Annotated in this window: 19 protein-coding genes, 1 pseudogene and 1 other annotated feature; of the genes and pseudogenes, 2 read left to right on the forward strand and 18 right to left on the reverse strand. The window is 40.7% G+C overall.

The genetic code is table 11. From position 1 onward, the window contains the following. Nucleotides 1–6: 6 nt before the first annotated feature. From pepF to ACSSTM_RS06410, 5 genes and pseudogenes are all read right to left on the reverse strand, one after another. Entirely contained in the window at nt 7–1,833 is a 1,827-nt protein-coding gene (pepF, locus tag ACSSTM_RS06390; RefSeq protein WP_302621039.1) for an oligoendopeptidase F, read from the reverse strand. Nucleotides 1,834–2,047: 214 nt separating this feature from the next. Then, on the reverse strand, nt 2,048–3,208 hold the full coding sequence (locus tag ACSSTM_RS06395) for a competence protein CoiA (protein ID WP_095285019.1): 1,161 nt from the start codon (nt 3,206–3,208) through the stop codon (nt 2,048–2,050). 161 nt (nt 3,209–3,369) lie between these two features. Next, on the reverse strand, nt 3,370–4,890 hold the full coding sequence (gene cls / locus ACSSTM_RS06400; RefSeq protein WP_034663247.1) for a cardiolipin synthase: 1,521 nt from the start codon (nt 4,888–4,890) through the stop codon (nt 3,370–3,372). 85 nt (nt 4,891–4,975) lie between these two features. Beyond that, nucleotides 4,976–5,641, reverse strand: a complete 666-nt coding sequence (mecA, locus tag ACSSTM_RS06405; protein ID WP_012009573.1) for an adaptor protein MecA — start codon at nt 5,639–5,641, stop codon at nt 4,976–4,978. After that, nucleotides 5,608–5,728: pseudogene (locus ACSSTM_RS06410) on the reverse strand (hypothetical protein); the annotation flags it as partial. The gene mecA and the pseudogene ACSSTM_RS06410, both read right to left, overlap by 34 nt. A 175-nt stretch (nt 5,729–5,903) precedes the next feature. Here ACSSTM_RS06410 and ACSSTM_RS06415 point away from each other — a divergent pair. Further along, the gene (locus tag ACSSTM_RS06415) at nt 5,904–6,569 is read left to right on the forward strand and encodes a TerC family protein (RefSeq protein ID WP_095285018.1); all 666 of its coding nucleotides are present in this window, start codon (nt 5,904–5,906) and stop codon (nt 6,567–6,569) included. A gap of 39 nt (nt 6,570–6,608) precedes the next feature. On the opposite strand, the gene spxA is transcribed toward ACSSTM_RS06415, so the two are convergent. From spxA to ACSSTM_RS06450, 7 genes are all read right to left on the reverse strand, one after another. Continuing rightward, nucleotides 6,609–7,004, reverse strand: coding sequence for a transcriptional regulator SpxA (gene spxA, locus ACSSTM_RS06420; RefSeq protein WP_003211421.1), 396 nt, complete (start codon nt 7,002–7,004; stop codon nt 6,609–6,611). Between the two features lie 193 nt (nt 7,005–7,197). Beyond that, on the reverse strand, nt 7,198–7,776 hold the full coding sequence (locus ACSSTM_RS06425; protein ID WP_034663254.1) for a GNAT family N-acetyltransferase: 579 nt from the start codon (nt 7,774–7,776) through the stop codon (nt 7,198–7,200). 434 nt (nt 7,777–8,210) lie between these two features. After that, nucleotides 8,211–9,131, reverse strand: coding sequence for an ABC transporter ATP-binding protein (locus ACSSTM_RS06430; protein ID WP_034663259.1), 921 nt, complete (start codon nt 9,129–9,131; stop codon nt 8,211–8,213). 1 nt (nt 9,132) lies between these two features. Further along, nucleotides 9,133–10,212 carry an ABC transporter ATP-binding protein gene (locus ACSSTM_RS06435; RefSeq protein WP_034663262.1) on the reverse strand — a complete coding sequence of 360 codons (1,080 nt, stop codon included), beginning with the start codon at nt 10,210–10,212 and terminating at the stop codon, nt 9,133–9,135. Between the two features lie 12 nt (nt 10,213–10,224). Beyond that, nucleotides 10,225–11,142 carry an ABC transporter permease gene (locus ACSSTM_RS06440; protein ID WP_034663265.1) on the reverse strand — a complete coding sequence of 306 codons (918 nt, stop codon included), beginning with the start codon at nt 11,140–11,142 and terminating at the stop codon, nt 10,225–10,227. A 3-nt stretch (nt 11,143–11,145) separates the two neighbouring features. After that, a complete protein-coding gene (locus ACSSTM_RS06445; protein WP_034663268.1) occupies nt 11,146–12,090 on the reverse strand; it encodes an ABC transporter permease in 945 nt (314 codons plus the stop codon). Between the two features lie 116 nt (nt 12,091–12,206). Continuing rightward, nucleotides 12,207–13,844, reverse strand: a complete 1,638-nt coding sequence (locus ACSSTM_RS06450; protein WP_034666712.1) for a peptide ABC transporter substrate-binding protein — start codon at nt 13,842–13,844, stop codon at nt 12,207–12,209. A gap of 481 nt (nt 13,845–14,325) precedes the next feature. Further along, nucleotides 14,326–14,544 (forward strand) — a binding site (T-box leader). A 53-nt stretch (nt 14,545–14,597) separates the two neighbouring features. Here ACSSTM_RS06450 and trpS point away from each other — a divergent pair. Beyond that, nucleotides 14,598–15,593, forward strand: a complete 996-nt coding sequence (gene trpS, locus ACSSTM_RS06455; RefSeq protein WP_034663275.1) for a tryptophan--tRNA ligase — start codon at nt 14,598–14,600, stop codon at nt 15,591–15,593. 35 nt (nt 15,594–15,628) lie between these two features. Here trpS and ACSSTM_RS06460 read toward each other — a convergent pair whose 3' ends face one another. The 6 genes from ACSSTM_RS06460 to ACSSTM_RS06485 all read right to left on the reverse strand — a co-directional run bounded on the left by ACSSTM_RS06460 (nt 15,629) and on the right by ACSSTM_RS06485 (nt 22,390). Further along, complete coding sequence (locus ACSSTM_RS06460) at nt 15,629–16,381, reverse strand: YjbA family protein (protein WP_034663278.1); 753 nt, start codon at nt 16,379–16,381, stop codon at nt 15,629–15,631. A gap of 179 nt (nt 16,382–16,560) precedes the next feature. Next, on the reverse strand, nt 16,561–17,460 hold the full coding sequence (gene opp4C, locus ACSSTM_RS06465; protein ID WP_080869534.1) for an oligopeptide ABC transporter permease: 900 nt from the start codon (nt 17,458–17,460) through the stop codon (nt 16,561–16,563). Nucleotides 17,461–17,493: 33 nt separating this feature from the next. Next, a complete protein-coding gene (locus tag ACSSTM_RS06470) occupies nt 17,494–18,444 on the reverse strand; it encodes an ABC transporter permease (protein ID WP_034663283.1) in 951 nt (316 codons plus the stop codon). A gap of 228 nt (nt 18,445–18,672) precedes the next feature. Further along, complete coding sequence (locus tag ACSSTM_RS06475; RefSeq protein WP_034663286.1) at nt 18,673–20,307, reverse strand: peptide-binding protein; 1,635 nt, start codon at nt 20,305–20,307, stop codon at nt 18,673–18,675. 83 nt (nt 20,308–20,390) lie between these two features. Next, nucleotides 20,391–21,413, reverse strand: coding sequence for an ABC transporter ATP-binding protein (locus tag ACSSTM_RS06480; RefSeq protein ID WP_034663288.1), 1,023 nt, complete (start codon nt 21,411–21,413; stop codon nt 20,391–20,393). Continuing rightward, nucleotides 21,410–22,390, reverse strand: a complete 981-nt coding sequence (locus tag ACSSTM_RS06485) for an ABC transporter ATP-binding protein (protein ID WP_045210037.1) — start codon at nt 22,388–22,390, stop codon at nt 21,410–21,412. Before ACSSTM_RS06485 ends, ACSSTM_RS06480 begins: the two co-directional genes overlap by 4 nt. Between the last annotated feature and the right edge of the window lie 67 nt (nt 22,391–22,457).

The following is a 22,457-nucleotide window of genomic DNA, read 5'->3' on the forward strand; positions in this document are numbered from 1 at the left end:
TTTTCATCACTCACCCGTTTTAGAGATGAGCTCTTCCATTTCTTTCAGCTTTTCTTCGAACAATTGACATGCTGCTTTGATTGGTTCTTTGGAAGCCATATCAACGCCTGCTTTTTTCAACACATTGATTGGATAATCAGAGCTTCCTGCTTTAAGGAAGTCTGTGTAGCGCTCCACCGCAGGATTTCCTTCTTCTAATATTTGCTTGCTTAATGCCTGAGCAGCACTATAGCCTGTTGCATATTGATATACATAATAGTTGTAATAGAAGTGAGGAATTCTCGTCCATTCTAATCCGATTTCTTTATCCACAACCATGCCGTCTCCAAAATACTTCTTATTCAGGTCGTAATAAAGGTTCGTCATAAATTCCGGCGTTAAAGCCTCTCCTTCTTGCGCTTTCACATGAATAAGATGCTCAAACTCAGCAAACATCGTCTGTCTGAATACCGTTCCTCTAAATCCTTCTAACAAGTGATTTAACACATACAAACGCTGCTTTTTATCATCTAGGTGATTCAGCAGGTATTCGCCTAGTAACGCTTCATTTGTCGTAGAAGCCACTTCAGCTACAAAGATGCTATAGTTTCCATACGGATATGGCTGGTGCTTTCTTGTATAGTAGCTGTGGACAGAGTGCCCAAATTCATGAGCCAGAGTAAATAAATTATCAATATTATTTTGCCAGTTCATGAGGATATATGGATTTGTGCCATAGCTTCCAGATGAATACGCACCGCTGCGTTTCCCTTTATTCTCATAAACGTCTACCCAGCGATTGCTCAGTCCCTCTTTTAACACGGACACATATTCTTCTCCTAATGGCGCTAACCCTTTTAGCATATAATCCTTTGCTTCATCGTAGGTTAGCTTCATACCAGCATCTTTTACAAGTGGTGTATATAAGTCATAATTGTGCACTTCATCAAGCTTTAATACCTTTTTACGCAATTCAATATAACGGTGTAATAACGGTAAATATTGATGAACTGTATCAATCAGATTGTCATATACTTCTTCTGGAATACTGTTCCGAGATAGTGCCGCTTCTCTTGCTGAGTTATAATTTCGTACTTTTGCATAAAAATTATCCTTTTTAATCGAACCGCTCAGTGTCGAAGCAAGCGTGTTTTTATACTGATCATACGTTTTATACACAGCTTTAAAGGCATTCTTTCTCACTTCACGGTCATCACTGTTTAAAAATGTGATAAAGTTGCCGTGGGTAATCTTCTTTTCTTCCCCATTTTCATCCTTTACAGAAGGGAACGAAATATCAGCATTGTTAAACATACTAAAAGTAGTAGATGAAGTTGAGAGTGGTTCAGAGGCCTCAGCTAATAAAGCTTCTTGCTCCTCACTTAAAATATGTGGACGCTCTTTATTAATTTCTTCGAGAGCATGGGAATACAGTTTTAATTCTTCTTTTTCCAGAATAAACTGCTGCAACTTATCTTCTTGAATCGATAAAATCTCTGGAACAATATAAGCAGAAGTACTAGAGAGCTGTGTAAATAAATTCGATGCTTTATCATTCAGCGCTTGAAATGATGAGTTAGTTGTATCCTCATCGTATTTCATGTGCGCATATGTATAAAGCTTACCAAGCTTTTCAGAAAGCTGATCCTGAAAGGTTAGGGCTTCATACAGCACATCAGCAGAATGGGCCAGCTTGCCTTTAAATTGGGCTAGCTTAGGAATTTCTTTTTTGACAGCTTCGAATTCCTTGTTCCATGCATCAACGCTTTCGAAAATATCTTCAAGACGCCATTTGTTTTCTTCTTTTACTTCGCTTCTGTCTGGTAAATGGTTATTTTTGCTTTGTGAAGTCATATGAATCCCCCTTGCATAAGTTGTGTTGAACCAACCTTTCGGAAAGTGAAAGAAATTGGTGTTGTATTTATCTTCTTTGTTTTGAACTATATTTGTCAAATCATATGCAGAAATAAATACCAAACAGACTAAAAAAATAAGAAAAAAGCGTTTCTTTCTATTCAATCGCAGCACCACCTTTTTCTTATCATGATCAAAGTGGGCATGAAACATGCTAATGAAATAAGAAAGCATCTCGTTTGAACGCTTCATCTACTGTTCGTATCGGCATTTGATTCGACGCTACTTCATAATTACCCTCTTTCGTCATGTGTAAAAACCCTTGTCTGACAAGCGCCTTAACATATGCAGTGATGACCTCTTGTATTTCTTCTATTGAAACATCACCGTATCGGAGCTTTACTTCTTTCATCTGGACACACCGCTTGATTTCTTTCATCAGCAGTTGAACCGTTACTGGACTGCTTCCTTTTTTCCTCATCATCCAATCATATAGACACCCCTGCCAGACATAAACAGGACTTGTAAAAATATACGTTTCTTTCAGCGGGATAAATAATTCAGTTGGCAGAAAAGGGAAAGTCATTTGATGATGCTCATAGAAAATGTCTCTCAACCGTTTGCTTTCATTTGATAAAATGCGGGGAGGCCGCTGCCTAAATTGCTGTATACATCTAAGCCATTGCTTGTAGACTGGACGCTTGCTTGAGGGCTGAGATAGGAGCGCCGAAAGTTCGCGGTATGCTGTTGGCGGTCTGACAGTCATGGCGGCACATATTTTCGTTGGTTGAAATACGAGAAGTTGAGCAAGATGGATGAATCTATTCTGGAGCGGACAGTAAAAAATCAGACTCCCTTTCTGTGATTCCCTTAACATTCCCCAATGAATGGAGGAGAAGGAAAAGAGCTGGGCAGATATTCGCTTTAAACGATTTGCCCCTATTACCCATATAGGGATGAGCGCCGCTTCACGGAGTCCTGCCGTTCTTTTACGCAGCTCTTGCCGGGAAATATTTGAACATTGATATTCAATTGCATAGCTTGTTCCTCCAATAGAGACGGCCACGTCAGGACGCTGATGAACTTTTGACACATACTTTTCAAGCACCGGTTTATGTCCCAGCTGCTGAAGCCAATTCATGATGGCTTCTTTCCCCGCCTGATGATAAGCCGTTTCGCCTGAGGCTAGTGGACATGCTGTCAGCTGTTTATGTGCAAAATGATAGACACGTTGTTCACCAAGCTTTAATTGCACCTCCTCCCTGCAATCAGGACAATAAAATTTGCATGTCGTTCTTACATGCTCCAGCCGGTTTTTCGATAAATGATGTGTAATTCGAATAAGCTTTCCATTATCCATGATCGCTGTATTCATTCAGCTCGCCCCTTACTCTTTGATGACCGTATTATAGCTTGTTCGTCTATTATGAAGCGAATAGGCAAAATGAACTTTTATCGTATCAAAACATGATTTTACTAATGTTTTCCTGAGGAAAATGAAAAAACCCCCTGATAAAAAGGGGGAAAATACAATCTTTATAGTAATGGTGATAATAATCTTGCTGTGGATTCAAACAGTCTTACCCTTAACGGTCTCTTTGCAAATTCTTCTGGGACAATTTCATGCGACTGCTCTAAATCACCTAAGAAGTCGTTCACGAGCTTCTCTGTGCTTTTCGTTTTATATAGGAAGGCATTCACTTCAAAATTCAAATGAAAGCTTCTCATATCCATGTTGGCCGTTCCTATCGAAGCCAGCTCGCTGTCCACAATGATAAATTTACTATGCATAAAGCCTTGATCATACTCATACACCTTTGCTCCTGCTTCTAAAAGCTCTGGGAAGTATGAACGGGACGCATGGAAGACGATCCGTTTATCTGGATTCTTCGGAGCAATAATCCGTACGTCTACTCCGCTTAATGCAGCAATTTTCAATGCAGACAAAATATCATCATCCGGCACAAAATACGGTGAAGCGATCCAAATAGACTTTTTGGCAGAGATAATCATGGAGAAAAAGAGATTTTTAATGACCTCCCACTGTTTATCAGGACCGCCAGCAATCATTTGTACGCCTTCTGTTGTGCTCTCAAGGTGGCTGAAATCTTTGAAGTAGTCCACACCTGCGCATCTCTCATTCGTCATATAGTACCAATCCTGCATGAAAATCTGCTGCAGGTCACGAACAGCTTCCCCCTTAATCATCAAATGCGTGTCACGCCAAAATCCATATTGTCTGCTTCTGCCCATATATTCGTCTCCAATGTTCAGCCCGCCGACAAATCCGGCTTCTCCATCAATCACGACAATTTTTCGGTGATTTCGGAAATTGATTTTATTATTTAACAGGGGGAGCCTGACTGGTAAAAACGGAACGATCTGAACGCCAGCCTTTTCGAGGTCAGCAATATATTGACGAGAGAGCTTTAAGCTTCCTACATCGTCATATAAAAAGCGGACAATCACGCCATTTTTCGCTTTATCAATTAGAATATCCTTTAATTCTTGCCCAAGGTCATCGTGGCGAAGAATATAATATTCTAGATGAATGTGATGTGTCGCTTTTTTGATTTCTTCAAAAATATGAGAGAATGTTTCTTCTCCATTGGTCAGGACTTTAGAGGACGTGCGATACGTAATAGGGGTATGTCCAAGTCTGTGAGCCAGCTTAAATAAGAGCTGCTGATGATCACCCATATGCGTCATTTTCTCAATCGCTTCTCTATGAATATGTTCATCTTCCTGGATTAACTGTTCGTCCAGGATGGCTTTCTTTTCAAACAGCCGGCGCTTTTTGATATTGCGTCCAAAGAAAATGTAGAACAAAAAGCCGAATAACGGAAAGCTGCCAAGCAGGACAAGCCACGTAATCGTTTGAGATGGATTCCGGTTCTCCAAGAATATGACAAACCCGATGAAGATAATCGATAAAGTGAATAGAACACTGACAGAACTTAATACACTTACCGCTAAATCACCGGCAATTAATTGAATGACTAAATAAGCACCTATCGTAATGATAAGAAAAAATAGAACTTTGACTAAATTTCTCATTTCATTTTCTCCTTGCCGATCTCTTTATTTACCTATTCATTCAGATAAAAAAGCCGATTCCTCTATAGAAATCGACTTTTGTTGGTTACGAGAAGTGCTGTTGAATCGTTTCAAGGGCGTTTCCTTCGATAATCAGCTGACCGTATTCTTTCAGTCTGTAAATGCTGACCACTGATTCATGAGCATATTCAAGCAAAATGCTGAGCTTATTCTCCACTTGCTCATCTGACAAATCCTCGTGGAAGTCAACATATAGATAATAACGGTTTTCAAACGAATATAAACTTGTGGTAAAATCCTGCATATTTAATTGAGAAAGTGCAATCAAATCTTCAAAGTCATCCATTTTCAACACAAATTGAAGTTGAAGTTTTTTGTCTTTCTCATTATGGTCTTCTTGATCCTGCTCTTCTTTTTGAAAATCATCAAGCAGTGCGTCTAGACTTTCTTCATCTGTTTGATCTTTTTTATCTTCTGGAATCGGCAATTCGAGCTTTTGTCCATCTTTAGAAAGTTGGGCTTTCGTCACGACAATTTCAAGACCTTTGTCAAGTGCCTGCACTTGAATCCAAAGCGGTCCCTCTACTGCAAATTCTTCTTCTTCGTGCACTTCGTCCATTACTTCCCAAAACAGCTCTTCACTGCGTTCACGATTATACCAAATCTCTTCACGGTCAAATCCGCGATCTTCAATATCACCGTAGGAAATATAAAATTTCACTGTATGTTCATTAATTCTTTCAATTTCCATTTTGCCAACCTTCCCTTCTATATAAGATGTTGAAGGGACATACAAGCTCCCAATTAATAGTACTTTACTACACTTTACCCGTTCCGTCTACATGTTAACCGTTTAAAGAATTGAGGTATTACTTCGTACTGTCTATTTTATGATAAAACATGAATAAAAGAAATAAAAACGCATTTTTTGCAGAGAAAACTTGCAGAAACATATATTTGAATTGTCTTCATATATTGGTTGTACGAGCTCTATTAGACATGAGGTGAAATGGATGGAAACAGAGTGGATCGTATCCTTACTAATGATTATTGGCATAGATCTGATTTTAGGCGGGGATAACGCGTTGATCATTGCGATGGCTAGCCGCAACTTGTCAAATGACAAACGCAATAAAGCCATATGGATCGGCACACTTTTGGCAGTGCTGATGAGAATTATGATGACGGGTGCCGCAGTTTATTTATTGACCATCCCTTATTTGCAATTTATCGGCGGGCTTTTTCTCCTTTATATAGGATACAATTTGTTAATTGAACAAAAGAAAGAATCGATTCGCATTAAAAGCAGCGGCTCCCTTTGGCGTGCGGTTCAGACCATTGTGATTGCAGATCTCTTTATGTCACTTGATAATGTGATTGCAGTTGCAGGTGCGGCAAAAGGCAACATGCTGCTGACCGCTTTCGGCCTTATGATTTCAGTACCGATTATTATTTGGGGAAGTAAACTGATTCATGCCGCTTTAACCAAATTCCCGTTTCTTTTATACGGAGGAAGTGCTCTTTTGGCTTTTACTGGCGGTGAAATGATTGTTCGTGATGTGAAATTGAATGAATTTATGGCTCAGCATGCGACTCTCGAATTTATGCTTCCGTTTTTAACGGTCGTAATGGTCATTTTAGCCAGCCTATTTTACGAACAAACAGCTGAAAACAAATAAAAAAAGCTGCCAAATGATCGGCAGCTTTTCAATTTTCTATTAGTTAGCAAGTCGCTGAGCTTCTCTTAGTTGGAATGTACGAACCGTTCTTGGAAGGAAACGTCTAATTTCATCTTCATTGTAGCCAACTTGTAGTCTTTTTTCATCCAAGATGATTGGACGTCTTAAAAGACCTGGATGCTCATTGATCAGTTTATACAATTGTTGAAGCGGCATTGTCTCAACATTCACATTTAGCTTTTGAAATACTTTTGAACGTGTTGAGATAATTTCATCTGTACCGTCTTCAGTCATTCGAAGAATTTCTTTGATTTCATCGATTGAAAGAGGCTCAGAAAAGATGTTTCTCTCTTGATACGGGATATTGTGCTCTTCTAACCACGCTCTTGCTTTTCTACATGATGTACAGCTTGGTGATGTGTATAATGTTACCATAAATCTTCACTCCTCAATTTGTAGAATGAATATTGATCTGTATTCTTAAATTAAAATTGTTCTAAATAAGTAATCTTTATAGTGATTATACTATAAAAAAGTAAGTGTGAACAGATTTTCTTGCAATTTTTGTGACAAAAACTAGACAATTTCATTCATTTTGTGGTGCCGTTTGATGTCTGAACATTCTCATTTAGTCGAGATGATCGAAAATATTTTTTTGTTTTCTATTTTCAATGACCTTCAATACATCATCAACATCCTCATACGACTGCCCATACCATTCTTCATCTTTATACGTATGGATTCGTTCATAGGTCTTCCTCATAGCCTCCATCATTTCTTCCTCATTATCTGTAAGAGGCGACCAATAAAGGATTTCCATGCGGTTCACTTCATTTGTTGCAAGTGACCTGCGTTTATAACCGATTGATTCTGCGTGCTTGAAGTGCTCTCTTTGGTAAAACTTTAGGCGTTTTGCAGTATCTGCATCATCTTCATCTACAGGCTCGACCTCAAGCAAGATCGGTTTCTTTTTTTCCTTCAGCTTATGAATGAGCTTTGATCCGAGGCCTTCACCTCTTGCATCTCTGGAAACAAATAAATAATCAATAAAGATGAAAGAATCAAATTCGGCGTACATCATCACATGATGAGGTCCTTCCTCCTTATGATAAATATCACTTCTTTCCTTTAATAAAGCTTCCATATGCTCTTTTGACTTCATTTCTTCTATCGGGAAGTATTCACTGAGCTTTTCATACCAATTCATGGATCCGCTCCTTATGATATCGTTAAGAACCACTTCCTTAGATATTCCCGATTTTCTGCTATTTAAACGCCTGTACTAGTAAGACGCAGTAAAGACTTCACTAGTTTCACTTTTTTTCAAACAACAGAAAAAAGTTTTATATCGTACGGTCCATGAGTAATTGAAAACAAACAAAGAGGATGAGTGTCATCCCAGTTTGAAACATAATGAAATAAAGATACTTCATGCGCCGTGATTCTTGCTTCTGATTGCTTGTCTTTCGGTTTAGCATATATTCCACGGAAAAAGACACGATGCCAATGAGCAGCGAAACGTCTTCCATATCGACATCTGATTTCCTCCTAGAAACCGCTTGTTGTTATCTAGAAATTACCATCATCTTATTTTTTGTAAAATAAAAAAAGAAGCACTGACATAGCAGCGCTTCTTTCTTCTTATGATTGTTTAGCTTGAAGCTCTTTGAATTCTTCCTCTGTGCAGCTCACAAAGTGACCTGGCTTCACTTCACGGAACTCGGTGTTCGTTCCTTTGTGAACAGATGGATCATACTTGATTCGTTTGCGGTTACGCTCATAATCTGGATCTGGGAGCGGAATCGCAGATAGTAATGATTTTGTATATGGATGAAGCGGATTTTCGTATAATTCATTCGCTGGTGCCAGCTCTACCAATTTTCCGAAATACATCACACCAATACGATCGCTGATGTATTTTACCATAGACAGGTCATGGGCAATGAATAAGTACGTTAAGCCTTTTTCTTCTTGAAGTTCTTTCATTAAGTTGACAACCTGTGCTTGGATCGACACATCTAATGCAGAGATTGGTTCATCGGCAATGATGAAATCTGGTTCAACTGCTAATGCACGGGCAATTCCGATACGCTGCCTTTGACCACCTGAGAATTCATGCGGGTATCTGTTTGCATGCTCTTTGTTCAATCCAACGGTTTCAAGCAATTGGTATACACGCTCTTTACGTGCTTGCTTTGTTTTTGCAAGGCCATGAATGTCGATGCCTTCTGCAATGATATCAAGCACTGTCATTCTAGGGTTGAGTGAGGCATATGGATCTTGGAAGATCATCTGCATTTGACGGTTGAACTCAAGCATTTTTTGTCTTGATTTCTTCCCGTGTACACTTTCCCCTTTATAAAGAACCTCACCATCTGTCGCATCATAAAGTCTAATGATGGAGCGGCCCGTAGTGGATTTACCACAACCAGACTCCCCTACAAGGCCAAGTGTTTCACCTTTATAAATATCAAATGAAACTCCGTCAACTGCTTTCACAGTCCCTCTTGCTGTATGGAAATGCTGCTTCAAATTTTTGATTTCTAACAGTTTTTCTGCCATGCTATTCACCCTCTTTTACTAATACAGGTTTTTCGTAGCTACCTTCTAGTTCACGCATTCTCGCCTTTACAGAAGCAGGCGGTTCAACTTTAGGTGCATTTGGATGAAGTAGCCATGATTTCACATAATGCGTATCTGATACTTTGAACATTGGCGGTTCTTGTTCAAAGTCAATTTTCATTGCATAATCGCTTCGGAGTGCAAATGCATCTCCTTTCGGCGGGTTTGTCAGATCTGGCGGTGTTCCTGGGATTGCAGTCAGCTTTCCTTCATCTCCGCCATCTGTGTCAAGGCTCGGCATTGATGCTAAAAGCCCCCACGTATATGGATGTTTTGGATTGTAGAAAATTTCATCAACAGTCCCTGTCTCCACAATCTGTCCTGCATACATAACGGCTACACGATCAGCGACGTTGGCGACAACACCTAGATCATGCGTAATAAAGATAATAGATGTTTCCACCTTTTGCTGAATTTCTTTCATTAATTCTAAAATTTGCGCCTGAATCGTTACATCTAGTGCTGTCGTCGGCTCATCGGCAATCAATAGCTTTGGATCTGCTGCGAGCGCCATCGCGATGACAACCCTTTGTCTCATCCCGCCACTAAATTCGTGCGGGTATTGCTTGATTCTTTTTTCAGGCATTGCAATTCCAACAAGCTCCAGTAATTCAATGGCTCTTTTTTCAGCCGCTTCTTTTGAAATTTGTTCGTGCTTGAACAGTACTTCTGTAATTTGCTTCCCGACTTTCATCGTTGGATTCAAAGAAGTCATCGGATCCTGGAAGATCATTGAGATGTCTTTTCCTCGAATGGTTTGCATTTGTTTTTCTGTTTTCTTGACGATATCTTGCCCATCAAACAGGATCTGTCCGCGCTTGAAATAACCCGGCGGCATCGGTATTAATCTCATGATGGCCTGTGATGTCACACTTTTACCAGAGCCAGATTCACCTACAATAGCAAGTGTCTCGCCTTTATTTAAGTGGAAGTTCACACCACGAATGGCTTGAACCTCTCCACCATATGTTTTAAATGAGATTGCAAGGTCTTTCACCTCTAGAATACGTTCACGTTCCATCCTAATCACTCCTTATTTACGCAACTTCGGATCTAAAGCGTCTCTTAGTCCGTCTCCAACCACGTTAAAACCAAACATTGTTATACAGATAAATGCGGCTGGGAACCATAATCTCCAAGGATAGTACGTCATGGCCGGAATTCCGTCAGACGCCATTGTTCCCCAGCTCGCTAATGGAGCCGGTACACCAAGTCCTAGATAGCTTAAGAATGCCTCCGTGAAAATAGCTGAAGGAATGGTGAGTGTCATTGTGACAAGAATTGGTCCCATTGAGTTTGGAATTAAGTGTTTAAATAAAAGTCTAGATGTTTTCGCACCTAATGTTTGTGCAGCAAGAACGTACTCTTGACTCTTTAATTGTAGAACCTGTCCCCGAACGATACGTGCCATGTTTATCCAGCCTACGACTGTCATGGCGAGGATAATTGTTAATAATCCTTTTGGCAGAACAACCATCATTAAGATAACCATTAATAGTGTTGGAATTGCCCATAAAACGTCTGCGATACGCATCATGACTTCATCTGTACGGCCGCCTTTGAACGCAGCAATACTTCCCCAGATAATACCGATGATCACGTCAAGGACCGCTGCAGCAAGACCGATGAAGATCGAAATTCTTGCCCCGACCCATGTACGGACAAACATGTCACGTCCTAAATCATCTGTACCGAACCAGTGCTCTTTTGAAGGTGGCTGGTCTGCATTCAGTAAATCGGTCGTCGAGTAATCATATTTAGAAAAAATCGGAACAAAGATGGCCAGCATCACAATAATAAAAATGATTGAAAGACCAACCATTGCAAGTTTATTTGCACGGAAGCGAAGCATAGCATCCTTCCATAAAGATAGACTAGGTTTAGAAATTTTTTCAGATTCTGCTGCGTCAGCTGTCGCAGGAACAAATAAATCTTTTCTCATCTCTTCCATGTGTTAGACCCCTTTCTTCGCCTTCGTCAGTTTAATTCTAGGATCGATAATACCGTAGAGGACGTCAACGACTAGAATACTGATTAATAGAATAATACTGTAGAAGACTGTGACACCCATGATGACGGTGTAATCACGGTTTGTAATACTTGTGACAAAGTGAGAGCCTAATCCAGGAATACCGAAAATCTTCTCCACGACAAAACTACCTGTTAACACTGAAGCAGCCATTGGTCCCATATATGTAATGACAGGTAACAATGCGTTTCGAATTGCGTGTTTAATCGTCACAGCTGATTTCGTTAATCCTTTCGCTCTAGCCGTTCTAATGTAATCACTGTTTAGAACTTCAAGCATACTTGACCGTGCAAGTCTAGCGATAAATGCCATAGGCATGAAGGAAAGTGCAATAGAAGGTAGTACGGTGCTGGCCCAAGACTCCCATCCTGCAACTGGGAAAATCGCTATAACGCTTGCCTCAGATGCAAATACATATTGTAGCAGCGCAGCTAAAATGAAACTTGGAACTGAAATTCCAAAGATCGTTAAAATGGCAATCGTATAGTCCTGCCACTTGTTATGATAGAGCGCTGCAAGGACCCCAAACAATACACCAAATGCTAATGCGAGGAGAATTGCCTCAATTCCGAGGGTAAAGGAAACGGGGAATCCAGAACTGATTAAGTCATTTACAGTTTGTCCTTTATATTTAAATGAGGGACCAAAATCTAATTTTGCAACTGAACCTAAGTAGTTTACATATTGAACAAATAAGGGCTTGTCCAACCCGTAGTGCTCGTTTAGGTTTGCTTCAATTTCAGCAGGAAGTTTCTTCTCACCAGAGAATGGACCACCCGGTGCTGCCTGCATGAGAAAGAAAGTTGCAGTTACAATAACAAACAGTGTGATTAAAATATATATTAATCGCTTACCGATATATTTAAGCAACGGAATTGCACCTCCATGATTTTACAACATTTTCTCTAATCAGCAAGAAAGGTATATGGAGAGACATCCTCCATATACCTTAAGATCCTTGCCGTAGATCTCTTACACTATAATTCTTACTTTTCGAAATGTGCCCATTTGTATTGAACATCACCTAGTCCAGATACAACCACACCTTTTAGTTTTGGATCTTGTACCCAAAGCTGAGTGTAGAAGTAAATTGGTGCTATAGGCATATCGTTGATGATGATTTCTTCTGCTTTTTTCAGCATTTCTTCACGTTTCGTTTTATCTGTTTCTTTAGCAGAATCATTCAACAATTGTTTGTACTCTTTGCTTTCCCATCCAGTGTCGTTGTTTCCACCGTCTTTATCTTTGTAAAGCTCAAGGAAGTTCACTGGATCGTTGAAGTCACCTAACCAGCCCATACGTCCGATTTGGTAATCTCCGCTGTGGATTTTGTCGATGTATACGTTCCACTCAGAGTTATCAAGTTCAACTTTCACGCCTAAATCCTTTTTCCACATTTCTTGAATTGCTTGAGCAATCTTTTGGTGGCCTTCATCTGTGTTGTAAGAAAGTTTCAATGCTGGAAGATCAGAAACTGACTTATAACCTAATTCTTTCACACCTTTTTCAAGAAATTCTTTCGCAGTTGCTACATCGTGATCTTTGAAGTAGCCCGTTTTGTTATCAGTGAATCCTTCCATTGTTGGAGGAACGATTGCCATAGCTGGCACTTGCTCACCTTGCGTAATTTTGTCAACGATCGCTTGACGGTTGATTGAGTATGCAAGGGCCTTACGGATGTTTGCATTGTTTAAAGGTTTTACTTCTGTGTTGAATTTGTAGTTATAGATACCTGCGATCGTTTGGATTTTAAGACCGCCTTCTTTTTTCAATGTTTTTAAAGACTCAGTTGGAAGGCTTCCAGTTGGTGAACCAGCCCAGTCAAGCTCGCCTTTTTTGAACATGCTAAGCTCAGTGTTTGTATCTTTGATCATAGACATGTTGATCTTTTTCAATTTCACAGTATCTTTATCCCAGTATTCATTGTTCTTTTCAAGCGTGATAGAACCGCCATGTTTCCATTTAGAAAGAACGAATGGACCGTTAGATACGTAGTTTTCACCAGCATTTGTGAACCAGTTTTTATTCTTTTCAGCCACTTTTTTGTTGACTGGCATATACGTATAGAATGCAGTTAGTTCAGTAAAGAACGGTGTTGGGTTCTCTAGCTCAACTACAAGCGTTTTGTCGTCTTTAGCTTTAATGCCAACATCAGCAACTTTCGCTTTCCCTTTGTTCGCTGCTTCAGCACCTTTAATATAGTAAAGCTGGTAAGCATATTGAGATTCATTTTTAGGATCTAATGCCCATTTCCAAGCATATTCGAAATCTTTAGCTGTGACAGGGTCACCATTAGACCATTTTGCATCACGAAGTGTGAATGTGTATGTTTTACCATCAGCACTTGTTTTGATATCAGAAGCCATTGCATTTTCTGGCTTACCTTCAGCGTTAATTCTTGTTAATCCCTCAAAAGTCTGACGGATGACACTTCCTGAAGTTGAATCATTTGCCAATCCCGGATGTAGAGAAAAAGGCTCAGTGGAGATATTCACATTTAATGTTGTTTTAGCCTCTCCAGAACTGCTCGTGCTGTCGCCTGATTTGTTTCCGCTGAAACCACAAGCGCTTAATACAAGTGTGAAAATAAGCATTAAAGTAACAACAGACCAACGCTTTTTCAACTGTATTCCCCCTTATAATATGTTTTAGTTCAAAGGTCTCGATAGAAGATGAGATTCAGATTTAAGAAATAGCGTAAAAAAGTCCCTAAATAGCTTACTTTCTATTTCTTTTGTTTTTTCTGAATTTTCACTATGTATAGAGCCTAGCACAAACGTGTGAACAAATTAATTATAATGAATAGAATAATTTATTGCAATATCAATTTCATATATTTTTAAAAAACGTAAATGGGGATAAAGAGGGATTTTTATAAACTAAAGTCTCAATCACTTCAACAAATTAAAGCGTAAATTGATTAAAATAATTTAACAAATTCAGCAGGAATAATGTTTTATACATATAATTAATCCTCATTTTTTAAAAAATTCTGACAGATAGTTGGTTTTTTATCTAAAATTTTAAGTGTCAAACGGCATGATGAGAAGGTCACATGAGGGCTTCGTGACTTTTTTATGGTCATCCTTTATAATAGATAGACATACTGTTGCGATGAAAAAGAAGAGTACATATATTCACCATTTACAGAGAGTCTGCGGCTGGTGCGAGCAGATAATGGCATGTATGGAATGGGCTTTGGAGCAGCTAACCGAACACTTTTGAAAGTCAGTAGGCTTAGACGGAGCAGTCTCCGATATCAACGTCTTGAGTGATTTCTATGTGAAATAACAAGGGTGGTACCACGGTTCATTCGTCCCTTTTCTGTTGAAAAGTGACGGGTGGGCCTTTTTATATTGAAGAAAAGAGGTTTTAGTATGACAAAGAAGACAATTTTTTCAGGCATTCAGCCGAGCGGTTCTGTGACTTTAGGGAACTATATTGGAGCAATGAAGCAATTTGTCGATTTGCAGCATGATTATCATGGCTATTTTTGTGTAGTCGATCAACATGCGATTACGGTGAGTCAGGACCGGCTAGCTCTTCGCCAAAATATTAGAAGCTTAGCAGCTCTTTATTTAGCAGTTGGACTTGATCCAGAGAAGGCAACATTGTTTATCCAATCAGAGGTACCTGCTCACGCCCAGGCAGGATGGATGCTGCAATGTGTTGCTTATATTGGGGAATTAGAAAGAATGACCCAATTTAAGGACAAATCCGCTGGTAAGGAAGCGGTTGTTTCAGGCCTATTAACGTATCCCCCATTAATGGCTGGCGATATTTTATTATACGGTACTGATTTAGTCCCTGTTGGAGAAGATCAAAAGCAGCATCTTGAATTGACTAGAACGCTTGCTGAACGTTTTAATCGAAAATACAATGACATCTTCACTGTACCTGAAGTGAAAATTCCAAAAGAAGGCGCTCGGATTATGTCCTTAACAGATCCAACGAAAAAGATGAGCAAATCCGATCCGAACCAAAAATCCTTCATTACCTTATTAGATGAACCAAAGCAGCTAGAAAAGAAAATCAAAAGTGCTGTGACGGATTCAGAAGGCATCGTCAAATACGACAAAGAGAACAAGCCTGGTATTGCCAACTTGCTGACGATTTATTCTGTATTAGGTAACGTATCGATTTCAGAGCTGGAACAAAAGTACGAAGGCAAAGGGTATGGTGAGTTTAAAGGAGATCTTGCGAACGTAGTCGTTGATGCTTTAAAACCAATACAAGATCGGTACTATGAACTCATTGAGTCAGACGAGCTTGACCGCATTCTTGACGAAGGTGCTGAAAAAGCAAACCGCGCGGCAAACAAAATGCTGAAAAAAATGGAGAATGCGATGGGTCTTGGCAGAAAACGCAAATAAAAAAAGCTTGCAGCACATCACGCTGCAAGCTTTTTCTAATTCACCTTTGATTCGTTTTCCATTTCCCAAAGCTTTTCAAAAAACGGCTGTCCTTTAATCATTTTTTCACAGAAAGCTAAATGATTCTCTGACCATCCATCAATGGTTTCATTGTAAAGCATGTTCCAAATCTCTTCGAATGACATTCGTTTGATTTGGTTGTACATGTGCGGGTTCCATTCCGTATACCAATACGCAATCTCCGCCCTGTTTTGAAGACCTTTTAATTGATCGAGCGCCATAAACATTAGCTGCTTCAGCTGTCTTTCTTTTCTCGTTAATCCACTGATGTGCTGCGGCGGCAATGACAAAATATGATACTCCTTCGCCGACTCAAGGCTGCCCTGAGAGAATTCATATTCCTCAGCCTTCACATCTTTCACCATTTCATACACCAATTGCTCCTGCCTTGGGATTAAGCGGCTTTTCCTCACAGGAATGGAGTACCCAATCGTATCCACGGCAATGATTCGAATGCCGTCTGTGACCACAAAGCAATACTCTAATTTACGCCGTTCATGATTTTTTCGAATATATGATTTCTCAAATACAGATTCTAGCAGCGTCTTCGGCAGCTCTGAAAGATCATTCTCTATGTAATCAAACAAAGGACTCTGCACCTTGAGTAAAGGCACTTGATCTAACAGCTCAACGCTGTCCTCCTTGCGCCACTCATGAAAATGACACACATTGTAGCCATTTTCTTCCCCTTCAAACCAATTCACCCATACGTCATGAAGAAATAACATAACCAATCCCTCACTTTTTAAAAACTGTTGTCCACAGTATGGGCAAGGGATAGAGAAATTATTCCAACTTTATCAAAACTTCAAGCGGAGCGTATGATGGCGTGCATTTTTTTATTTTTATAAAGAAAACAAAGTGCGTGTCGCAGAGTCCCTTTCATCTTGTCATAAAAAATGAGGCATTACTTTAGCTTTTTAGGATCAAGCGCATCTCTCAGCCCATCTCCTAAGAAATTAAAGCATAAAACGGTCAGCAATATCAGTAAACCTGGGAAGAGCGGATACCACCACGCTTGCACCATAATCGAGAAGTTTTGTGCATCTTGCAGCATGTTGCCCCAGCTTGCTGTTGGCGGCTGTATGCCAAACCCTAGATAGCTCAGCGTTGATTCGGCTAAAATGACGGAACCTACTTTTAGTGTAGCTGACACAATAATAGGACCGATACAGTTCGGTAAAATATGCGAAAAGATGATGACATGGTTTTTCGTTCCAATGGTTCTTGCCGCAAGTACGAATTCTCTTGTTCGTAGTGATAAGAATTCACTGCGGATCAGTCTCGCGGTTGTGGTCCAGCCGGTCAAAGCAAAGATTAATATCAATTTATCAATGCCCGGTTTGAAAATGGTAACAAGCGTGATCAATAGAAAAATGTCAGGAATCGACAATACCACATCAACAAATCTCATTAAGATAGAATCAACAAATCCTTTGAAATACCCTGCTACCGCTCCAACGACGGTGCCAATGGTGATCGCCCCGACCACTGAGACGAAGCCAACTAGCAGAGAGACCCTCGCTCCATAAAGCACCCTTGAGAAAATATCTCGGCCAAACTTGTCAGTTCCCATCAAATGCTCAGCACTTGGCGGCTGGAGCCGCTTCAATAAATCTTGCTGCTCTGGTGCATAAGGGGCAATCACTGGAGCGAAAATGGCTGAAAAGATAATGACCAATAAGATCACGTAGCCGGCAACCGCCAGTTTATTTTTGAAAAATTTCTCACAAAATAAACGCAGCATCGTCTCTGGCTTTGGCGGAAGACCCTCTTTTAATTTGAGATCAACAGGAGGTGTTCCCATATTAGGCTGTGCCAATTGTGCTTCAGCTCCCTTCTAATATTCAATACGCGGATCAACGATCGCATATAGAATATCCGCTATTAAATTTCCAACCACCACGAGCACTGCGGAAATAACAGTCATCGCCATAATGACCGGATAATCTCTCGAAAAGGCAGAATCGATGAACAGCTTTCCAAGCCCTGGCCAAGTGAAAATTTGTTCCACCACGACTGCGCCGCCAATAAAGGATGGAACCATCAATCCGAAAATCGTAATGACAGGCATAAGACCGTTTCTTAACCCGTGCTTGAAAATGACTTTGTTTTCTCGAAAGCCTTTCGCTCTTGCGGTGCGAATATAATCCTGCCTCATGACATCAAGCATACTCGACCTTGTGTACCGGGTGAGCCCTGCCATATCAGCAGTTGCTAAAACAAAGGCTGGTAAAATGATGTGATGGAGCCGGTCAAACACATTAAAATCGGCATTTAAGGTAGAAACACCGCCTGTCGGGAACCATCCTAGATTCACAGATAAAACCATAATCAGAATGAGTCCAAACCAAAAGTTCGGAATAGCCAGTCCGATAAAAGATGTAACCGTAATGCCATAGTCAAGCTTTGTATATGGACGTTTTGCTGAAAGAACACCAAATGGGATGGCGATAATCAGTGCGACTAATGTAGAAAAGATCATGAGGATGAGGGTATTTGGCAGCCGGGCAAAAATCAAATCAGCCACGGGCGTTCCCTTTTTAACAATGGAGGTGCCAAAGTCACCTTGAAGCATATTGCCAAGCCATTTCATATATTGCACATATTCAGGATCGTTCAAGCCGTACTTATCAATAAAGGCTTCCCGGTCTGTGGCACTAATGGTCGGGTCCATCATGAGTGACATCGGATCGCCTGGTGCTGCTTTCATAATGGCGAAGGACAAAATGGTAATCCCAAATAAGATGGGAATGGAAAGCAGTGTCCTTCTAATGATATATGTAACCATATGCACAACTCCTTTTTCATCGGATCGCCATACTGTGATGAAAAAGGGCTAAAATAGTCTTTATTTTAGCCCTCTGTCTTCTTTGCAGCGTGATATGAGAACCCTTTAAATCTAACTGGTGCTTGGTGAATGAAATCACCGTGAGCACCAGCGCGCCGGACTGACACCGAATAGAAAGGTTTGTCTTCACACTGAAAGGGGAGAACCCTCCCCTTCTTCAATAGCAGCCTACTGTTCAATCCACCATTTCTCGATTTTGTAATACTCATCTTTCGGGTGGTAAGAGTAGCCTTGGAGATTAGATGGCATCGCGCGATGTGAGTTGGCATAATAAAGGAACGTATATGGCTGATCTTCTGCGATCAGTTCATAAATTTTTTCATATGCCTTTGAATATTCTTTTCGATCGCTTAAGTTCTTAGCATCCACTAACAGCTTATCGACCTCTTCATTTTTATACCAGATGTTATTCAAGCCTTTTTCTGACTGGCTTGAGTGGAAGATGCTGAATTGATCAGGGAATGTGGCAAGGCTCCAGCCGAGCAGCAGCGCATCGTAATCCCATTTAGGCGGTGTCGTCTGCTCAATGAGTGCACTGAATTCCACAATTTGCGGCTTCGCTTCAACACCAATTTCTTTGAGCTGCTGCTGGACAACGACAGCGATGTCTTCACGGACTTTGTTTCCTTGGTTGGTCTTTAAGACAAAGGAGAATTTTTTGCCGTTCTTATCAAGATAGCCATCTCCATCTGTATCCTCCCAGCCCTCTTCTTTCAGCATCTTTTTCGCTTTTTCTTGATCAAACTCAAATACTGGAACACGATCATTCTTCGGATAGTTCCATGACAGCGGACTTTCTGGAATGTTGGCTACTTTGCCGTCTCCATCTAACACTTGATCGACAATCGTTTGGCGATCAATGGCATGTGTCAGCGCTTGGCGGATCTTTTTACTTTTAAAGAGATCATTTTTCTGGTTCCAGCCAATGTATGAATAATTGAGCCCTAGATCAGATTCAATTTTAATGTTGCTGACTTTTTCAGCTGTTTGCAGCTCTGCTCCCGGTACAGCAAAGAAATCAATATCGCCTGCTGACAGCTGGGCAATCGCTGCATTCTGATCAGGAATGGTTTTAATCGTGACGGTATCAAGGTATGGACGTCCATCCCAATAATCGTCAAAGGCTTCTAGTTTAACGTAGTCTCCTTCTTTCCACTCGGCAAATTTAAATGGACCTGAACCAATTGGATTTTTTCGGTTAAATTCATTTTCACCGAGATCCTTTACAGGCACATCACCTAAAATATGCTTAGGCAAAATGCCATAGCTTCCTAGTGTGACATTATAGAAATAGGGATCTTTTTTATTGAGCTTGAATTCGATTGAGTAATCCCCTGTCTTTTTAACGGAATCTAATACTTCAAAGCCTGATCCGCGCTCTCCATTGTAGTCCTTATTGATCGGAATGCTGTATGTAAACACAACATCATCAGCCGTCAGTTCTTCACCATCATGAAACTTTACGCCTTTTTTAATGGTCACATCAAACTGCTTGCCGTCATCAGATTCTTTAATATCCTCTGCCAGCGATAGCTGAGGGTTCAGCTTTCCGTCAGTTTGAAGTAAGAAGCTGTAGATTCTTTCCTCAATATCAGAGCTTGCCACGTCTGTTGAATACAGCGAGTTAAATAACGTAGGCTCTGCAATTGAACCGATGACAAGGTCTCCGCCTTGTACAGGTTTTCCAGTTGATTTCTTTTCACTGTCTCCAGATGTTTTATTTCCACTAGAGCAAGCCGCAAGCATGAGTGTAAAGATCAGCAGTAAACTGACCAAAATGGGTTTTCTATTTCTACCTTTCATATACAATTCCCCCTATCCTTTTTTAGAAATGACGACAGATGCCGCTTCATCCCCCCTCTCAAAGATGAGATCTTCCAAGCTGATTAAGCGTCGTAGAGGTGGCAGGCAACGAAGTGGTTTGTTTTTAATTCCTGAAATGCTGGTATTTTTTCTTTACAGATTCCCTTTGCATGCGGGCATCTTGTGTGAAATACGCAGCCTTTTGGCGGATTCGCAGGACTTGGCAGATCGCCTTGAAGCATGATACGTTCTCTTTTGATCTGACCCTTTTTACGGGTAACAGGAACAGAAGAAAGCAGTGCCTGTGTATATGGATGGAGCGGTTCATCATACAGGCTGTGCTTATCGGCAAGCTCCATCATTTTGCCCAGATACATCACGCCGACTCTATCACTAATGTGCCTGACCACACTTAAATCGTGAGAGATAAATAGATATGTCAGGTCAAATTCCTCCTGAAGCTCCTCCATCAGATTAATCACCTGCGCCTGAATGGATACATCAAGTGCTGATACCGGCTCATCTGCGATGATCATTTCGGGATTCATGGCAAGCGCACGAGCGATGCCGATTCGCTGCCTCTGCCCGCCAGAAAATTCGTGAGGGTAGCGATTTGCAAAGCTTGGATGAAGGCCCACCTTTGATAAAAGCTGTTCTACTTTTTCATTTCTTTCTTTTAAGGAATATAAGTGATGTGTTTTGTAGGGTTCTTTGATGATGCTTCGAAGTGTTTTTCTAGGGTTGAGTGATGCAAAGGGATCTTGAAAAACCATTTGGATGTTTTTTCGTGTTGATTGTCTTAGCTTTGATTCTGATACGCGGGAGATATCTTGCCCTTTAAAAAAGATTTGACCGTCAGTTGGCTGATATAAGCGAATCATTGTCCGGCCTAGTGTAGATTTACCGCACCCTGACTCCCCAACAATGCCTAACGTTTCACCTTTATAAATCTTCAAGTCTATGCCGTCAACAGCTTTAACTGCACCGACTTTCTTCTGAAAGACGCCCGCTTTAATCGGAAAATGTTTTCGGATCTGTTTCAGTTCAAGGATGGTTTCTTTCTCTGTTAGATCTGTTGGCTGTGGTTGATTTTGAGCAAGGGTCATGTATGGTCTGCCTCCTCATATAAGAAGCATCTGACGCTTCTGCCATTCTCAAATGTCCTCAGCTTAGGCAGCTCTCCTAGGCAGCGCTCCTTCACTTGCGGGCATCTAGGAGCAAAGCGGCAGCCAGCCGGAAGCTGATCTGGCGCAGGGACATTCCCTTTGATCGCCGTTAACGGCTGTATGTCTCCGTCAATGACAGGAATCGATTCAAGCAGCCCTTCTGTGTAAGGATGAAGCGGCTGATCAAATAATTCTTCGACGGTCCCATTTTCAACAACCTGTCCGCAGTACATGACAATGACTCGATCTGCCACTTCAGACACGACACCTAGATCATGAGTAATGAGAAGAATAGATGTACCAAATGTCGTGCATAAATCTTTCATCAATGTGAGCACCTGGGCTTGAATCGTTACATCTAGGGCAGTTGTCGGTTCATCTGCAATGAGAAGCTTCGGATCGCAGCTTAGCGCAATGGCAATCATCACTCTTTGCCGCATGCCGCCTGATAAACGGTGCGGGTAATCTTTGATGATTTGTTCCGGTCTGGAAAAACCAACAATCTTCAGCAGATCAATCGCTTTTTTCGTCGCTTCTTTTTTTGAAAGTTTTTTGTGATAGATGAGGATTTCTGTTATTTGTTCCCCGATGGTTAGGACGGGATTAAGTGAGGTCATGGGTTCCTGAAAGATCATAGATACGTCATTACCACGAATGCTGCATAATTCCTTTTCTCCATATGTAACTAGGTCCTTTCCATCAAGCTTGATGGAACCGTCCATAATTTTTCCACCAGTGCCGTTTATCAACCCCATAATGGATAAGGACGTAATGCTTTTACCAGATCCAGACTCACCGACTAATGCGACAGTTTCTCCTCTGTTGATGCTGAAATCAACGCCATCAACAGCAGGTATCGGTTCTTTTTTTCGAAAAAAATATGTTTTTAAGTTTTGCACTTCAAGCAGCTTGGTCATTCATTCGCCCCTTTCTCCATAGACAATAGAAATGAATAAAAAATTCTGTCTTTTTTGAATAAAAAGA

This window comes from Bacillus sp. RK1064, assembly GCF_051488405.1.
Lineage (GTDB): Bacteria > Bacillota > Bacilli > Bacillales > Bacillaceae > Bacillus.